Origin of the sequence: Pseudomonas fluorescens (assembly GCF_900636825.1) — a bacterium.
In the GTDB taxonomy this organism is placed as follows: Bacteria; Pseudomonadota; Gammaproteobacteria; order Pseudomonadales; family Pseudomonadaceae; genus Aquipseudomonas; species Aquipseudomonas fluorescens_BG.
Genome location: NZ_LR134318.1, coordinates 1,999,124 through 2,015,378, shown reverse-complemented (window position 1 = coordinate 2,015,378; position 16,255 = coordinate 1,999,124). Strand labels below are relative to the sequence as shown.

At 59.9% G+C, this 16,255-nt stretch carries 12 protein-coding genes and 2 pseudogenes; 11 read left to right on the top strand and 3 right to left on the bottom strand.

The features are described from left to right. Window positions 1-847 precede the first annotated feature (847 nt). A complete protein-coding gene (locus EL257_RS09215; RefSeq protein ID WP_126361852.1) occupies window positions 848-1,585 on the bottom strand; it encodes a thioesterase II family protein in 738 nt (245 codons plus the stop codon). Between the two features lie 130 nt (window positions 1,586-1,715). On the opposite strand from EL257_RS09215, the gene EL257_RS09210 reads away from it, so the two are divergent. Then, a complete protein-coding gene (locus EL257_RS09210) occupies window positions 1,716-2,849 on the top strand; it encodes a cupin-like domain-containing protein (protein ID WP_126361850.1) in 1,134 nt (377 codons plus the stop codon). Between the two features lie 532 nt (window positions 2,850-3,381). On the opposite strand, the gene EL257_RS09205 is transcribed toward EL257_RS09210, so the two are convergent. Further along, window positions 3,382-4,554: an MFS transporter gene (locus EL257_RS09205; protein WP_126361848.1), complete on the bottom strand. Its 1,173-nt coding sequence runs from the start codon at window positions 4,552-4,554 to the stop codon at window positions 3,382-3,384. 166 nt (window positions 4,555-4,720) lie between these two features. Here EL257_RS09205 and EL257_RS09200 point away from each other — a divergent pair, with 166 nt between their 5' ends. From EL257_RS09200 to EL257_RS09185, 4 genes are all read left to right on the top strand, one after another. Beyond that, on the top strand, window positions 4,721-5,707 hold the full coding sequence (locus tag EL257_RS09200) for a polyprenyl synthetase family protein (RefSeq protein WP_126361846.1): 987 nt from the start codon (window positions 4,721-4,723) through the stop codon (window positions 5,705-5,707). Window positions 5,708-5,784: 77 nt separating this feature from the next. Further along, window positions 5,785-7,353, top strand: coding sequence for a family 2 encapsulin nanocompartment cargo protein terpene cyclase (locus EL257_RS09195; protein WP_331852536.1), 1,569 nt, complete (start codon window positions 5,785-5,787; stop codon window positions 7,351-7,353). 90 nt (window positions 7,354-7,443) lie between these two features. Next, window positions 7,444-8,244, top strand: a complete 801-nt coding sequence (locus EL257_RS09190) for a glucose 1-dehydrogenase (RefSeq protein WP_126361842.1) — start codon at window positions 7,444-7,446, stop codon at window positions 8,242-8,244. Continuing rightward, window positions 8,237-10,063 carry a glycoside hydrolase family 15 protein gene (locus tag EL257_RS09185; RefSeq protein ID WP_126361840.1) on the top strand — a complete coding sequence of 609 codons (1,827 nt, stop codon included), beginning with the start codon at window positions 8,237-8,239 and terminating at the stop codon, window positions 10,061-10,063. Before EL257_RS09190 ends, EL257_RS09185 begins: the two co-directional genes overlap by 8 nt. 203 nt (window positions 10,064-10,266) lie before the next feature. Here the strand turns inward: EL257_RS09185 and EL257_RS09180 are convergent, their stop codons facing one another. Next, a complete protein-coding gene (locus tag EL257_RS09180; protein ID WP_126361838.1) occupies window positions 10,267-11,250 on the bottom strand; it encodes a GlxA family transcriptional regulator in 984 nt (327 codons plus the stop codon). Between the two features lie 89 nt (window positions 11,251-11,339). Here EL257_RS09180 and inhA point away from each other — a divergent pair, with 89 nt between their 5' ends. The 6 genes and pseudogenes from inhA to EL257_RS09145 all read left to right on the top strand — a co-directional run bounded on the left by inhA (window position 11,340) and on the right by EL257_RS09145 (window position 15,660). After that, complete coding sequence (gene inhA / locus EL257_RS09175; RefSeq protein WP_126361836.1) at window positions 11,340-12,026, top strand: isonitrile hydratase; 687 nt, start codon at window positions 11,340-11,342, stop codon at window positions 12,024-12,026. A gap of 109 nt (window positions 12,027-12,135) precedes the next feature. Then, window positions 12,136-12,267 (top strand): annotated as a pseudogene (locus EL257_RS09170) (DJ-1/PfpI family protein); the annotation flags it as partial. A 343-nt stretch (window positions 12,268-12,610) separates the two neighbouring features. Next, window positions 12,611-12,742: pseudogene (locus EL257_RS09160) on the top strand (DJ-1/PfpI family protein); the annotation flags it as partial. A 53-nt stretch (window positions 12,743-12,795) separates the two neighbouring features. Beyond that, on the top strand, window positions 12,796-12,984 hold the full coding sequence (locus EL257_RS28365) for a hypothetical protein (protein ID WP_419866593.1): 189 nt from the start codon (window positions 12,796-12,798) through the stop codon (window positions 12,982-12,984). A gap of 216 nt (window positions 12,985-13,200) precedes the next feature. Beyond that, complete coding sequence (locus EL257_RS09150) at window positions 13,201-13,992, top strand: CPBP family intramembrane glutamic endopeptidase (RefSeq protein ID WP_126361834.1); 792 nt, start codon at window positions 13,201-13,203, stop codon at window positions 13,990-13,992. Between the two features lie 102 nt (window positions 13,993-14,094). After that, entirely contained in the window at window positions 14,095-15,660 is a 1,566-nt protein-coding gene (locus tag EL257_RS09145; protein WP_126361832.1) for a methyl-accepting chemotaxis protein, read from the top strand. Window positions 15,661-16,255: the final 595 nt, after the last annotated feature.

The window sequence follows — 16,255 nt, the reverse complement described above, 5'->3', positions numbered from 1 at the left end:
TTCTTGGCATCCGGATCAGTAGGCAGGCAGCACAAAGGCACGTCGTCCCTATAAAACGAATGCAGACCGGAAAAATTAGCGAATGAGAACAACTGTCAGGCAGGCGGTAAAACGAGGCTTTTCAAGCGACACACAACCCCTGTAGGAGCTGACGAGTGCAACGAGGCTGCGATCCTTTGATCCTGGAGTTCGAAGATCAAGATCAAAAGATCGCAGCGTTCCGCAGCTCCTACACAATCCTGTAGGAGCTGACGAGTGCAACGAGGCTGCGATCTTTTGATCCTGGATATCGAAGAGCAAGATCAAAAGATCGCAGCGTTCCGCAGCGCCTACACAACCCCTGTAGGAGCTGACGAGTGCAACGAGGCTGCGATCTTTGATCCTGGATTTCGAAGATCAAGATCAAAAGATCGCAGCGTTCCGCAGCTCCTACACAACCCCTGTAGGAGCTGACGAGTGCAACGAGGCTGCGATCTTTCGATCCTGGATTTCGACGATCAAGATCAAAAGATCGCAGCGTTCCGCAGCTCCTACACAACCCCTGTAGGAGCTGACGAGTGCAACGAGGCTGCGATCTTTGATCTGGATTTCGAAGATCAAGATCAAAAGATCGCAGCGTTCCGAAGCTCCTACACAACCTCTGTAGGAGCTGACGAGTGCAACGAGGCTGCGATCCTTTGATCCTGGCTTTCGAAGATCAAGATCAAAAGATCGCAGCGTTCCGCAGCTCCTACATAACCCCTGTAGGAGCTGACGAGTGCAACGAGGCTGCGATCTTTGATCTGGCTTTCGAAGATCAAGATCAAAAGATCGCAGCGTTCCGCAGCGCCTACACGGGGGCGGTTGGTCAGGCGGTGGCGGCCATGGCGTGGCGGCGATGGTGCACGTCGAGATGATCCTTGATCAGGCGCAGCACTTTGGCTTCGTGTTCATGGATAAAGAAATGCCCGCCGGCAAACAGGTCAACCGAAAAGCTGCCGCGGGTTTCCTGGCTCCAGCCGATCAGTTGTTCGGTGGTGGCGCGGTCGGCTTTGCCGCCGAGCACGTGCACAGGGCAGTTGAGCAACGGGCGCTGCAACGGCTCGAATTTGCCGCACAGCTGGAAATCCGCGCGCAGGATCGGCAGGGTAAGGTTCATCAATTCGGCATTGGCCAGGACTTCTTCGCTTGTGCCGTTGAGCGTACGCAACTGATCGATCAGCTCGGCATCGGTCTTCGGCTCGGCAAACCCGCGATCGTAATCGGCACGCAAGGTTGGCGCTGCCGTGCCCGAGGCGAACAACGCCACCGGTTCCGGGCAACCCAGCGCGCGCAGGGCATGGGCCATTTCGCAGGCCAGCAGCGCGCCGAGGCTGTGGCCGAACAGTGCGTAAGGAGTCTTGAGCGTCGGGCGCAACTCCTTGGCCAGTTGCATCGCCAAGGCACGCATATCGGTGTGCAGTGGCTCACCGAAACGCGCGCCGCGCCCCGGCAGCTCCACCGGTTGCAAGTGCAGCCATTGCGGCAGCTTCGGCCGCCAGCGGCTGTAGACCATGGCACTGGCACCGGAATACGGCAGACACAGCAGGGTCAGCTTGATCACCACGCTTTTCCTCGAAAAATTCATCTGTAGGAAGAAACGGACGGCCTGCCGGGCAAATTAGTCGCGCGCCAGTAAATTCGCCCATCGGGTGCTCGTTAAGTGTTCAGGTCAAAACCAATAATGAGGGATCACCGTGGACCTGCAGAGCATCCTGGGCAAACTGTTCGCCAATGCCGGCGCTGTCGGCATCGAAGGCGTCTTTCAATTCGTGTTTGGCCCGCAGCAGGCCTACTGGTCCGAGGTCAAGGCCAGCAGCCGCACCGTGCCCGGGCGCCACGCCAGCCCGGACGTGACCATCGAAGTCGCGGAAAAGGATTTCCTCGGCATCATGGGTGGCATTGCCAACGTCGAAGAACTGTTCGCCAGCGGGCGTCTGAAGATCGGCGGCAACATGGGCCTGGCGACGCTGTTGCCACAGATCATCGAGCAGGCGATGCATGGCGGCGGGGTCGCGGAAAAAGTCGACATGAACAAGCGCTACCCAACGCCGCCGCGCTTCAGCGAAAAACTCACCGCCAGTCTGCCGACCCAACGCAGCATCGAACGCGTTGCGCGCGCGGATCTGTCGGTGACCGATTTCCACGGTCGATATTTGCCCAACGGCATCCCGGTGGTCATCAGCAATGCGCTGCACGACTGGCCGCTGTTCAAGCTCAGCCGCGAAGAATCACTGGTGCATTTCGCCGAGCTGCAAGGCATCACCCGCCATGGCGATTACGTGAAGAAGACGTTTTCCACCGAGCGTGATTTCCGCTCCACATCGATGGCCGATTTCATCGCCTCGCTGGATAAGCCAGCGGTCAAAGGCCCGGACGGCGAGCCGCCTGCGTATATGGGCAACAACATTTTGCCCGCGCAGTTGATGCAGCAGATCCAATACCCGCCCTACTTCGACGCGTCGCTGTTCATCCCGCCGCGTATCTGGATCGGGCCCAAAGGCACGCTGACACCGTTGCACCGCGATGACACCGACAATCTGTTTGCCCAGGTCTGGGGCCAGAAAAAATTCACCCTCGCCGCGCCGCATCATCGGGAAGCCCTGGGCACTTGGTCGACCGCGCCGAAGGGTGGGCTCGACGGCTGTGATTTCAACCCCGATGCGCCGGATTACGAACGCTTCCCGGCGGCACGGGACGTCACGTTTCTGCGCGTGACGCTGGAGGCTGGTGATCTGCTGTTCTTGCCGGAAGGCTGGTTCCATCAGGTGGAGTCAGTGTCGACATCATTGTCGGTAAACTTCTGGGTCAATTCCGGCCGAGGCTGGTAACCCCACCCACATCCCCGTGTGGGAGCTGTCGAGTGCAACGAGGCTGCGATCTTTTGATTTTTTACGATCAAGATCAAAAGATCGCAGCGTGCCGCAGCTCCTACAACAACGATAACCCCGCATCCCCTGTAGGAGCTGTCGAGTGCAACGAGGCTGCGATCTTTCGATTTTTTACGATCAAGATCAAAAGATCGCAGCGTGCCGCAGCTCCTACAACGATAACCCCGCATCCCCTGTAGGAGCTGTCGAGTGCAACGAGGCTGCGATCTTTTGATTTTTTACGATCAGGATCAAAAGATCGCAGCGTGCCGCAGCTCCTACAACAACGATAACCCCGCATCCCCTGTAGGAGCTGTCGAGTGCAACGAGGCTGCGATCTTTTGATTTGAAGACCAGGATCAAAAGATCGCAGCGTGCCGCAGCTCCTACATCGATAACCCCACATCCCCTGTTGGAGCTGTCGGGTGCAACGAGGCTGCGATCTTTTGATTTTTGAAGATCAGCTCATAAGATCGCAGCGTGCCGCAGCTCGTCATTTCAGGTGGCGGAAGCTTTGTATCGCGGAGCCCAACACCACCGCGCCCGCTGCAATCGCCAGCCAGAATCCGCTGCGCGCGCCAAATCCATCCACCAGCGCACCGGACCCGGCGGCGCCAATCGCCACGCCGATGCTTAATCCGGTCACCAGCCACGTCAGGCCCTCGGTCAATTTGGCTGGCGGCACGATGCGCTCGATCAACGCCATCGCGACGATCAGCGTCGGCGAGAAGAACAGTCCGGCGATGAACACCGCGATCGACAAGCCGACGATATTGCTCGCCAGCAGCAGCGGCAACGTGGTCACCGCCGTCGCCACACCGCCATACAGAAACAGCCGCGGCAATGGCAGTTTCGAACGCATCGCTCCGAAGGCTATACCGGCCAGGCACGAACCAATGGCGTACACCGACAAGACGATACTCGCCGCCGCTGGCTGGCCCTGATGCCGGGCAAAGGCGACGCTGACCACATCGATCACCCCGACAATAATGCCCATGGCGAGCATCAACGCCAGCAACCACTGGACGTCAGGCGAGCGAATGATCGAACCTTGGTCCTCGGACTCGCGCGGATGCACCGCCGGCTCGGTGCTGCGCTGGGCGACAAACGCCGTCACGCCGACGGCCAACGCCACCAGCGCGGCCAACGGTCCGGCCTCGGGAAACACCGCAACGGACAGGCCCACCGACAACGGCGGCCCGACGATAAAGCACACCTCGTCGAGCACCGATTCCAGCGCGTACGCCGTCCGCAACTGCGGCTGCCCGCGATAGATTTCGGTCCAGCGCGCCCGCACCATCGCCGACATGCTCGGCATGCAACCGGCCAGCGCGGCGAAGATGAACAGCGTCCAGTTCGGCGCTTGCACCCGCGTGCACAACAGCACCATCAACAGCGCGCCGCCACCGATCAATGCCGACAGCGGAAGGATTCTGCTCTGCCCGAAACGGTCGACCAGACGCGACACCTGCGGTGCGCAAAATGCCGTGGCCAAGGCGAAAGTCGCCGCCACACCACCGGCCAACGCATAGCCCCCGGTCAACTGCGAGAGCATGGTAATCAGGCCGATGCCGGTCATGGAGATCGGCATGCGCGCGATCATCCCGGCCAGCACAAACTTGCCCGCGCCGGGTGCGTTGAATAATTCGCGGTAGGGGTTTGCCATCGATTGCAGCCTCATCAGGGGCGGCCAAGTTGCCATAGCGGCGAGTGGCGTGGAAGCGGGGAATTGTTGGTGGAGTGTGAAATCCCCCGCGCCCTCAAACTGGCGAAGCCGCTGAACGACGATGACCATTTGTCGAAAACCCGTACTGACCTGTCAGATCTGACAGGTGTCTTTTCTTGCCAATCGCGCTCTCATGACGCTTCGATCTTCTGCGCAGAAACAGCCGATGAACAGATTTCTCAGGCTCAACAACGTCGCGTATGACCGCACGCCTGCGTCGTTCGAGCAATGGCGCAAGGCCAAGCTGCCCCGCATTCAGTTTGCCCTGGAGTGCGCATTACCGCCCGCGACCACGGAGCCTCCGCGCCTGCATCATGCGATGCGCTATGCGGTCCTCGGAACGGGCAAGCGCCTGCGTCCACTGCTGTGTCACGCAGCAGGTGAAATATTCTCGGTCGCGCCCGACGCCTTGGATCACGCCGCCACCGCGGTGGAATTGATCCACGCTGCTTCGCTGGTCCATGACGACCTTCCGGCCCTCGATAACGATGATTTGCGCCGCGGACGCGCGACGGTGCATGTTCAGTACGATGAGGCGCTGGCAATTCTGGTCGGCGATGCATTGTTCGCACAGGCGTTCAACGTGCTGAGTCAAACGCCCGCCGAAGCCGAATGCCTGACGCGACTGGTCAAAGAGTTGGCCGGGGCGTCCGGGTCCATCGGGCTGACGGGCGGCGAGGCGCTTGATCTCGCGGCTGTTGGCGGGACACTCGACGTCATGCAATTGCAAACCCTTCATCAGATGAAAACCGGATCACTGATTCGGGCCAGTGTGCGCATGGCTGCGCTGTGCGCTGGGTCATCGCATCCCCTCATTCCCGAACTTGATCATTACGCAAACGCAATTGGCCTGGCTCTGCAAATCATCGATGACATTCACGACATCACCCTGGACAGTGCCACGCTTGGCAAAACCGCCGGAAAGGACGCCAGAGACGGCAAAGCCACCTACGTATCGGTGCACGGATTACCAATGTCCAGACAACACGCGACACAGTTGATTGAACAGGCCCACGATTCCTTGCAAACGCTGCCGGGCAACACCACGCCTTTGCATGGTCTGGCCGATATGATCCACCGCCACTTGCCCTGACAGTCGTCGTTGCCTCCCGCCCGACGTTGCCTGCACGCCTGTACGGGTATAAAGGACGAAATCTGGCCAGGTCAGCGATGCAAATGCTATGGAGTCTCGCCATGGATGATTTGCTGATTCTCGTCTCCTCCAAAGACCGCCAGATCGGCGTTGCACCGAAGCTGCAAGTGCATCATGAGGGCCTGCGTCATCGAGCGTTTTCAATCCTGCTTTTCGATCCGCAAGGGCGACTTCTTCTGCAGCAACGCGCATCGGGCAAGTATCACTCTGGAGGTTTGTGGACCAACACCTGCTGCGGACATCCTCGTCCGGGAGAACTGACGGCGGCCGCCGCGCGCCGCCGATTGCACGAAGAAATGGGCATGACATGCAAACTGCAGAAAGTCGCCTCGATGCTCTATCACGAACAGGTGTCCAATCAATTGGTCGAGCATGAATTCGATCATGTCTTCATCGGTGTAAGTCAGACAGATCCGCAGATCAATCCGGAGGAAGCCCAAGACTGGGAGTGGCTGTCACTGCAGGAGATAGCCGAGCGGATCGAGCATCGGCCCGACATTTTCACGGTGTGGTTTCGGCGGATGGTTGAGCACTTCGGGATCGAGAGCATGCAAGAGTGGTTTGAGGCCGTCCGAAGCTCAGCGAACCCATCATCAGCCCAACGTTCGGGTGTTCGGAAAAAATCACCCTGGGCCGTTCCAGCCTTGTACGCACTGGCACCTTTTCGAATCGACGCCGCGCTGACGGCGGAGGTCGACGACCGCCTCCTGCCGTGGATCGCCGAGGTGGGCATTTTTCCGGGTCAGCACGACAAGGTTCGTGCCATGGGTTTCGGGCGCTTCGCCATGCTGTGTCACACCGACACCGATGATCCCGATCGGCTGCTGCTGGCAGCGCAATGTTTTGCCGCTCTGTTCGCCGTGGACGATTACTACTGCGATGATGAGCGAACCGGGTCTGAACCACGAATGGTCGGGCCGCGCCTGTCCCTGGCGCTGGCAGCGCTGGAACCGGTTTATTTGAGCGAACAGTTTCAGCCGGGGCTTGAGCTGGCATTGCACAGCGATCCGGTGCTGGTCGCTCTGCGTGCATACCTGACGCGGGTGGAGTGCTTGGCGACAGCGGCGCAGGTTGCCCGCGTTCGCCATGAAATCATTGCCATGTTTGTCACCATGACCGCCGAAGCGGCGTGGCGAATCGAAGGACTGACGCCCGCGCTCTGGGAATATCTGGCACACCGTCAGGTCAACAGTTTCCTGCCCTGCCTGTCGCTGATCGACATCATTGGCGGCTATGAATTGCCCGCCAATGTCTACAGCGCCCCCGATGTGCGGCGCATCACCGCTCTCGCCGCCAGCGCCACGATTATCGCCAATGATCTGTTTTCGGCGCTGAAGGAACAGCAGGCCGGCATCGGCGATTTCAACCTGCCGTTGTTATTGATCCGTGAACAGGGTTGTTCGCCCGCAGAAGCGATGATGCAAAGTGCTGCCGTACACGACCAGATCATGCATCTGTACGAGGCGGCGGAACGTGCGGTATTGCCGCACGCCTCGCCGCTGCTCAAACGCTATCTGCACGGAATCAAGAGCTGGCTGGCCGGCAATCTCGAATGGCACCGCACCAGCGGGCGTTATCAGGTCTGAAGCTGTCGATCTTTTCATGATTGCGGCTGAACTCTCGTCGTCGCTCGTCAGTCAGCTACATAAGCTCTCCGACCCAAGGCGCGATTTGACATGCAGATCTCCCTCGCCCAGCAAGTAGCCTTGATCACCGGCGCCAGTTCCGGCATCGGCCACGGCGCCGCCAAGGCACTGGCCGCCGCCGGCGCCGCCGTGGTCATCAATTACAACAGTAATGCCAAACCGGCCGAGGAACTGGCCCGACAGATCATTGCCGACGGCGGTAAAGCACTGGCCATCGGTGCCGATGTTTCGAAGGAAGACGAGGTGGAACGGCTGTTCCGCGAGACCCTCGACGCTTTCGGTTCGCTGGACATTCTGCTCGCCAATTCCGGTCTGCAAAAAGACGCGGCCGCGGTGGACATGACGCTGGAAGACTGGAACACCGTGATCGGTGTCAATCTCACCGGCCAGTTTCTCTGCGCTCGCGCGGCGCTGCGAATTTTTCAGCGTCAGGGCATTCGCCAGGGTGTGTCCCGAGCAGCTGGAAAAATCATCCACATGAGTTCGGTGCACCAGCGCATTCCATGGGCCGGGCACGTCAATTACGCGGCGTCCAAGGGCGGTGTCGATCAATTGATGCAGAGCCTTGCCCAGGAAGTCAGTCACCAGCGCATTCGCATCAACAGCATTGCCCCGGGCGCAATCCGAACGGCGATCAACGCTAAAGCCACCGAAGACGCGGCGGGTGAAAAACTGCTGGAACTGATCCCCTACGGGCGCCTCGGCGATGTCGAAGATGTCGCCAACGCGGTGGTTTTTCTTGCATCGGATGCTTCCGACTACATCGTCGGCACGACGCTGTTCATCGACGGCGGGATGAGCCTTTATCCGGAGTTTCGCGGCAATGGCTGAGCATCAGAACGAAGGACAAAGCGCTATCGACGCCCACGGCATAATTGGCGACATGCGCAGTGCGGCACTGGTCGACGACAAGGGCAGCGTGGATTTTTTCTGCTGGCCGGAATTCGACAGCCCGTCGATTTTCTGTTCGCTGCTGGATACCCCTGACGCGGGCATCTTCCAACTGACGCCGGACTTGCCCGACGCGCGGCGTGAACAGATTTACCTGCCCGACACCAACGTTTTGCAAACGCGCTGGCTGAGCGACCAAGCCGTGGTGGAAATCACCGACCTGCTGCCGATTGGCGATCACGCCGACGCCCTGCCGTTGTTGATGCGCCGGGTGCGAGTGGTCAGCGGTGAGGCGACTTTTCAGATGCGCTGCGCCGTGCGCCACGACTACGCCCGCGCCGAGACCCGCGCGCAGATGGACGGGCAGACGGTGATTTTCAGTGCACAGGGTCAACCGTCGCTGCGTCTGGCGTCCGATCAAGCGTTGCAGATCGACAGCGAGGCGGCTGTGGCTTCGTTCACTTTGCAGCGCGATCAGACTGCGTCGTTCCTGCTGGGTGGCGAAGATGATCCACGCTTCGCCGAAGACGCCGCGCAGTTGTGCATGGAACGTACCTTGAGTTTTTGGCGCGGTTGGATTCGCCAGTCCAACTACCGCGGACGCTGGCGGGAAATGGTCAACCGTTCGGCCCTCGCGCTGAAGCTGCTGACCTCGCGCCAGCACGGCGCGATCCTTGCCGCAGCCACCTTCGGCCTGCCGGAAACGCCGGGCGGCGAACGCAACTGGGACTATCGCTATACCTGGATCCGCGACGCCTCGTTCACCGTCTATGCCTTTATGCGCCTGGGCTTTGTCGACGAAGCCAATGCCTACATGCAATGGCTCCGGGGACGGGTCAGCGACTGCTGCGGCAAGCCGATGAAGCTTAATATCCTCTATGCCATCGACGGTCGTCAGGAATTGCCGGAAACCGAACTGACGCACCTTGCCGGGCATGGCGGCGCGCAACCGGTGCGCATCGGCAATGGCGCCTATGACCAGATCCAGCTCGACATCTTTGGCGAGTTGATGGACGCGGTCTATCTCGTCAACAAATATGGCGACGCGATTTCCCATGAAGGCTGGAAGCACGTCGGCGAAGTGGTCGATCAGGTCTGCGAGACCTGGCAGACCGAAGACGTCGGCATCTGGGAGATGCGCGGCGAAACCCATCATTTTCTGCATTCGCGCCTGATGTGCTGGGTCGCGCTGGATCGAGCCATCCGTCTGGCTTCGAAACGCTCGCTGCCGGCGCCGTTCGCCCGCTGGGATCAGACCCGGCAGGCGATCTACAGCGACATCTGGGACAATTTCTGGAATGAAGAACGCGGGCATTTCGTTCAGTACAAGGGCGGCACGGCGCTCGATGGCTCACTGTTGTTGATGCCGTTGGTGCGCTTCGTCAGCGCCAAAGACCCGCGGTGGCTGTCGACACTCGAGGCGATTGAAAAAACCCTGGTGCGCGACGGTATGGTGTACCGCTATCGCAATGAAGACAGCAACATCGACGGTTTGACCGGCACCGAAGGCGCGTTTGCCGCGTGCTCGTTCTGGTACGTCGAATGCTTGGCCCGCGCCGGCCAAGTGGATAAGGCCCATCTGGAATTCGAGCAATTATTGCGTTATGCCAATCCGCTGGGGCTGTACGCCGAAGAGTTCGACAGCCAAGGCCGACATCTGGGCAACACGCCGCAAGCGTTGACGCACTTGGCATTGATCAGTGCGGCGACATTTCTTGATCGCAAATTGAATGGAGAAAAGAGTTCCTGGCAGCCGTAATGGTCGGCGAGGCTTGTAAGAAATCGCGGTGTTCAATACAGACAAACACGGCAAACACTCACCCCTGTGGCGAGGGAGCTTGCTCCAGATCGGTCGCAAAGCGGCCCCGAAATATCGCTCACCACTCCCGTCAATCTGGTTGTGGAAGCTGCGGCCTAAGGGAAGGCATCACCGGTTGAAGGCGTCACTCGGTCAATCATCTTTCAAGGCAATACAGCATCTGCGGCCGCGTTAACCGAAAAGCGCTCGCGATAAGCCTGTGGCGTCACGCCAATGGCACGGAGGAAGCTGCGGCGCAGCGTTTCTTCACTGCCAAATCCGCAGTTGACGGCGATGCGTTTCACCGGCAAACCGGTATCGCTCAGTAACCGCCGCGCCGTTTCGACACGGATCAATTCGATAGCCCGGGCCGGGGTCTGGCCGGTGTCGGCGCGGTAATGGCGGATGAAGCTGCGTTCGCTCATCCCGGCCTGTTCGGCGAGGGTCGGGACGCCGAGGTCGCAGGTCAGGTTTTCCGCGATCCATGCGTGCAATTCATCAAAACGGTTGCCCTTGTTCTGCAGCGACAGGGTCACGCTGAATTGTGACTGACCGCCCGGGCGTTTGAGGAACACCACCAGATGCCGAGCGACGTCGAGGGCGATGTCGCTGCCCAAGTCTTGCTCAACCATGGCCAGCGCCAGATCGATACCTGCCGTGACCCCGGCCGAGGTCCACACCGGGCCGTCGTTGATGAAAATCGGATTGGCCTCGACCTGCAGCTTTGGATGCTGCTGCGCCAATTGTTCGCAGCGCGTCCAGTGGGTGACTACACGGCGGCCGTCGAGCCAGCCGCTGGCTGCGAGCAGAAAGGCACCGGTACACACCGAGGCGACGCGTCGGCAGTTCGCCGCATGTTCGCGCACCCAGTCCACCAACGGCGCATCTTCGGCGGCGGGATAAATGCCCCAGCCGCCGGCAATAATCAACGTATCGCTCGGCGTTTGCGGCAACGGGTCGGCCAGCACTGCCAGCCCCGCCGACGACATCACTGCCCCGCCACCGCTGGCGATCACGCTCGGCGCATAGGGCGTCGGCAAACCGCGTTGCCGACAAAGATCGTTGGCCGAGGCGAACACCTGCAACGGCCCGGTGACGTCGAGGATCTGCATGTTGGCAAACGCGAGTACGTGAATGGCTTTGGGCATTTGGCGTAATTCGTGGGGTTATTGGCGTATGCGCCAGAACCTACGCGCCTAAAGTGAAGTCGTCCACTTCTTTCAACGGAGCAAAAACGATGACGCTGCAGATCGGATTTTTGTTGTTTCCCCAAGTTCAGCAACTTGACCTGACCGGCCCTTATGATGTGCTCGCCTCGTTGCCAGGCGTCCAGGTGCATCTGGTCTGGAAGGATCTGATGCCGGTGACGTCCAGCACCGGCCTGCTGCTGAAACCCACCACAACCTTCGAAGAATGCCCGCAGCTGGATGTGATCTGCATCCCTGGTGGCGGCGGTGTCGGGCCGCTGATGGAAGATGAACAAACGCTGGACTTCATCAAGCGCCAGGCGGCGCAGGCTCGGTATGTGACGTCGGTTTGCACCGGCTCGCTGGTGCTGGGTGCGGCGGGCCTGCTGCAAGGCAAACGCGCGACCACGCATTGGGCTTACCACGATTTGCTGCCAACCCTGGGCGCAATAGCGGTGAAGGATCGAGTGGTGCGTGACGGAAATCTGTTCACCGGTGGCGGGATCACCGCCGGGATCGACTTCGCGCTGGTGCTTGCCGCTGAACTGGTCGGTGCCGACACTGCGCAACTGGTGCAATTGCAGCTGGAGTATGCGCCGGCGCCGCCGTTCAACTCGGGCAGCCCGGAGACTGCGCCGGGTGCAATTGCCGATGAAGCCCGTCTGCGCGCCGCGCCATCACTGAAGCTGCGCACGGAAATTACCGAGCGCGCGGCGGCGAAACTCAACCTGCGCTAAAACCCAAGCCCTGCACAAATCCCCTGTAGGAGCTGCCGAAGGCTGCGATCTTTTGACTTTGCTTTTTCAAGATCAAGATCAAAAGATCGCAGCCTTCGGCAGCTCCTACAAATTGGTGCAATTGCAGCTGGAATCTGCGCCGAGCGCAGTTGTTGATGAGGCAAGGTTGCGCGCCGCGCCATCACTAAAGCTGCGCACGGAAATTACCGAGCGCGCGGCGGCGAAACTCAACCTGCGCTAAAACCCAAGCCCTGAACAAATCCCCTGTAGGAGCTGCCGAAGGCTGCGATCTTTTGACTTTTTAAGATCAAGATCAAAAGATCGCAGCCTTCGGCAGCTCCTACAAACTGGTGCAATTGCAGCTGGAATCTGCGCCGAGCGCAGTTGTTGATGAGGCAAGGTTGCGCGCCGCGCCATCGCTGAAGCTGCGCACGGAAATTACCGAGCGCGCGGCGGCGAATTTAACCTGCGCTAAAACCCAAGCCCTGCACAAATCCCCTGTAGGAGCTGCCGAAGGCTGCGATCCTTTGACTTTGCTTTTTCAAGATCAAGATCAAAAGATCGCAGCCTTCGGCAGCTCCTACAAACTGGTGCAATTGCAGCTGGAATCTGCGCCGAGCGCAGTTGTTGATGAGGCAAGGTTGCGCGCCGCGCCATCGCTGAAGCTGCGCACGGAAATTACCGAGCGCGCGGCGGCGAAACTCAACCTGCGCTAAAACCCAAGCCCTGCACAAATCCTCCTGTAGGAGCTGCCGAAGGCTGCGATCTTTTGACTTTGCTTTTTCAAGATCAAGATCAAAAGATCGCAGCCTTCGGCAGCTCCTACAAACTGGTGCAATTGCAGCTGGAGTATGCGCCGAGCGCAGTTGTTGATGAGGCAAGGTTGCGCGCCGCGCCATCGATAAAGCTGCGCACAGAAATTACCGAGCGCGCGGCGGCGAAACTCAACCTGCGCTAAAACCCAAGCCCTGCACAAATCCTCCTGTAGGAGCTGCCGAAGGCTGCGATCTTTTGACTTTGCTTTTTCAAGATCAAGATCAAAAGATCGCAGCCTTCGGCAGCTCCTACAGGTTCGTGTCGTGGGTATCCGCCCCGCTTTCCGCCACACCTTTACTTGTCCCCACGCCCTCGTCCGTGTAGAAAGCCCTTCCACAAATGTGCACAGGGACTTTCGATGAAGGCTTTGCCATGGCTTCATCTGGCGCTTCTCAGCATCGGTTACGGGTTGGCGCTGAGCTATGGCCGACTCGGCTGGCTCGCGCTGATCTCGATCGGGCTGCTGGCGATCGCCGCTTTTGCCGTGCGCCAGCAACACGTGCCGTTCGCGCGCTGGCTCGGCCATGGCCTGTTTATCGTATTGGCGCTGGCCCTGGCTCTGCACTGGCTGCCGGGATTCTTCAACGGACGGGCGATCCACCCGCAACGGTTCACCGACAATGCGGTGCCGTTCGCCATGTACCTGAATCTGGATAAACCGCTGATTGGCTTCTGGCTGCTGCTGGTCTGCCCATGGATCGTTGCGCGGCGCTCGTTCCGCCTGACGGTCTGCGCGACTGCCCTCGCCCTGCCCTTGAGCGTGATCCTCGCCCTCGGCGGCGCGGTGATGCTCGGAGTGATCGGTTGGGCGCCGAAGTGGCCGGATCAGGCGTGGTTGTGGGTTCTGAACAACCTGCTGCTGGTGACGCTGGTCGAGGAAGCGCTGTTTCGCGGCTATATACAGGGCGGTCTGAGCCGCAGACTCAAGCATCTGCCCTACGGCGAAAACCTTGCGCTGCTGCTCGCTTCGCTGATTTTCGGCCTGGTCCACGCGGGTGCAGGCTGGACCTGGGTGTTGCTGGCAGGACTGGCCGGGGTCGGCTATGGTCTGGCCTATCGTTTCGGCGGGCTCGGCGCGGCAATCGCCACGCATTTCGGGTTGAACCTGCTGCATTTCAGCCTGTTCACCTATCCGATGCTGGCCAGCTGAGGCAAGCCCGATTTTGCGACGCCGTACATGAATCTGAAAAAAAATTTCAATAAAAACCTGTCGACGCCGACAACCTGTGAAAGCCTTGCGGATTGAAAAACCATGCGTAACAACCAGCCCATTACACAGCGCGAGCGGACTTTTCCGGCTCAGCAAAGGTTGATCTCCACCACTGATGCCAAGGGCATGATCACCTACTGCAACGACGACTTTGTCGAAATCAGCGGGTTTTCGCGTGAAGAACTCATCCGCGCGCCGCACAATCTGGTCCGTCACCCTGACGTGCCGTCGGCGGTGTTCTCGCACATGTGGGGCACATTGAAACAAGGCTTGCCATGGATGGGCATTGTCAAGAATCGCTGCAAATCCGGTGACCACTATTGGGTTAACGCCTACGTCACGCCGGTTTTCGAAGGCAATCAGGTGATCGGTTACGAGTCGGTGCGCGTCAAGCCGACCGCCGAGCAGATCCGCCGCGCCGAAGCGCTCTATCAACGCATCAACCAAGGCAAGTCGGCGATTCCTTCGACGGATAAATGGCTGCCGATCCTGCAGGACTGGCTGCCGTTCATTCTGGTCAGCCAGTTGAGCTTCATGATCGGCGCGACGCTGACCTCGCAGTGGGGCTTCGCCCTCGCCGCTGCGCTGTCGGTGCCGCTGGGCCTGATGGGCCTGCAATGGCAGCAACGCGGGCTCAAGCGCCTGTTGCGCCTGGCCGAACAGACCACTTCAGACCCACTGATCGCCCAGATGTACACCGACAGCCGTGGCGCCCAGGCGCGTCTGGAAATGTCGATCCTCAGCCAGGAAGCACGTCTGAAAACCTGCCTGACCCGCTTGCAGGACACCGCGGAACACCTGACCGATCAGGCCAAACAGTCCGACGCGCTGGCGCACAACAGCTCGACCGGGCTGGAACGCCAGCGCGTGGAAACCGAACAGGTCGCCACCGCCGTTAACCAGATGGCCGCCACCACCCAGGAAGTCGCCAGCCACGTCCAACGCACCGCTGATGCTACCCAGGAAGCCAATCGCCTCACCGGCCGCGGCCGCGACATCGCCGGGGAAACCCGCGAAGCCATTCAGCGCCTGTCCGTAGTGGTCGGCGAAACCGGCCTGACAGTGACGCAACTGGCCAAGGACAGCGACGAAATCGGCGGCGTGGTCGACGTGATCAAAGGCATCGCCGACCAGACCAACCTGCTCGCCCTCAACGCCGCCATCGAAGCGGCCCGCGCCGGCGAGATGGGCCGTGGTTTCGCGGTCGTAGCTGACGAAGTTCGCCAACTGGCGCAACGCACCAGCGAATCCACCGGGCAAATTCATGCCCTGATCGCCAAGCTGCAACAGACCGCCTCCAGCGCCGTGCAAACCATGGAAGCCGGGCATCGCCAGGCCGAAGAAGGTGTGGCGCGGGTGCTGGAAGCGGATCAGGCACTGGTCGGCATCAGCGAAGCAGTGGCCAACATCACCGACATGACCACGCAGATCGCTGCTGCTACCGAAGAGCAAAGTGCCGTGGCTGAAGAGATCAGCCGCAACATCAGCAATATTTCGGAATTGGCGGACCAGACGTCGGAACAGGCGCATAACTCGGCGTTGCTGAGTGAAGAGCTGACCAAGACGGCGAATACGCAATATTCGTTGGTGGCGCGGTTTAATCGCTAAGTAAAAGATCGCAGCCTTCGGCAGCTCCTACACCGATCATTGTAGGAGCTGCCGCAGGCTGCGATCTTTCGACTTTGGAAGCCTGGACAGCGAGAGCTGTCCGGGCTTTTTTTGATCCGAGATTTGTGGCCTCTGGCAGACCGCTATCGCGAGCAGGCTCGCTCCCACATTTGGACCGAGTACGTCAGTGAGGGATTGGTCGACTGGGAGGTCGCCATCGCTGGCAAGCCAGCTCCCACAGGGATTGAGTCCAGCCGGTAGATAATGGTCGGTTGTCAGGACGTCATCGCGAGCAGGCTCGCTCCCACAGAAAAGCAAAGCAGCGCAGCTGCCCGCGGCGAAGCCGCCCCACTCAACAATGAGCGCAAGCTCGAGTACCGCTTTTGATCTTGATCCACCGGCGACGTCGGAAGGCTGAGCGCAGGGATTGATCCGGGCGTGGGAGCGCAGCGACCGTCTGGCGCAGCCAGACACAGCGGAAGGAGGTGCAGCGAAGCAAACCGTAGCCGCTGCGCCCGGATTGATCCCGGAGCGAAGGGACCCGAGCCTGCGAGGGCCGGACGTAGGAGCAAGCGTTTTGGGTTACCTTTTTGGC

Bases quoted from the DNA above. Each gene is read 5' to 3' on its own strand.
- EL257_RS09205 (WP_126361848.1), bottom strand. From the start codon at position 4,554: ATGGCAAACCCCTACCGCGAATTATTCAACGCACCCGGCGCGGGCAAG.
- EL257_RS09195 (WP_331852536.1), top strand. From the start codon at position 5,785: ATGCAAATGCTATGGAGTCTCGCCATGGATGATTTGCTGATTCTCGTC.
- EL257_RS09190 (WP_126361842.1), top strand. From the start codon at position 7,444: ATGCAGATCTCCCTCGCCCAGCAAGTAGCCTTGATCACCGGCGCCAGT.
- EL257_RS09185 (WP_126361840.1), top strand. From the start codon at position 8,237: ATGGCTGAGCATCAGAACGAAGGACAAAGCGCTATCGACGCCCACGGC.
- EL257_RS09180 (WP_126361838.1), bottom strand. From the start codon at position 11,250: ATGCCCAAAGCCATTCACGTACTCGCGTTTGCCAACATGCAGATCCTC.
- inhA (WP_126361836.1), top strand. From the start codon at position 11,340: ATGACGCTGCAGATCGGATTTTTGTTGTTTCCCCAAGTTCAGCAACTT.
- EL257_RS09150 (WP_126361834.1), top strand. From the start codon at position 13,201: ATGAAGGCTTTGCCATGGCTTCATCTGGCGCTTCTCAGCATCGGTTAC.
- EL257_RS09145 (WP_126361832.1), top strand. From the start codon at position 14,095: ATGCGTAACAACCAGCCCATTACACAGCGCGAGCGGACTTTTCCGGCT.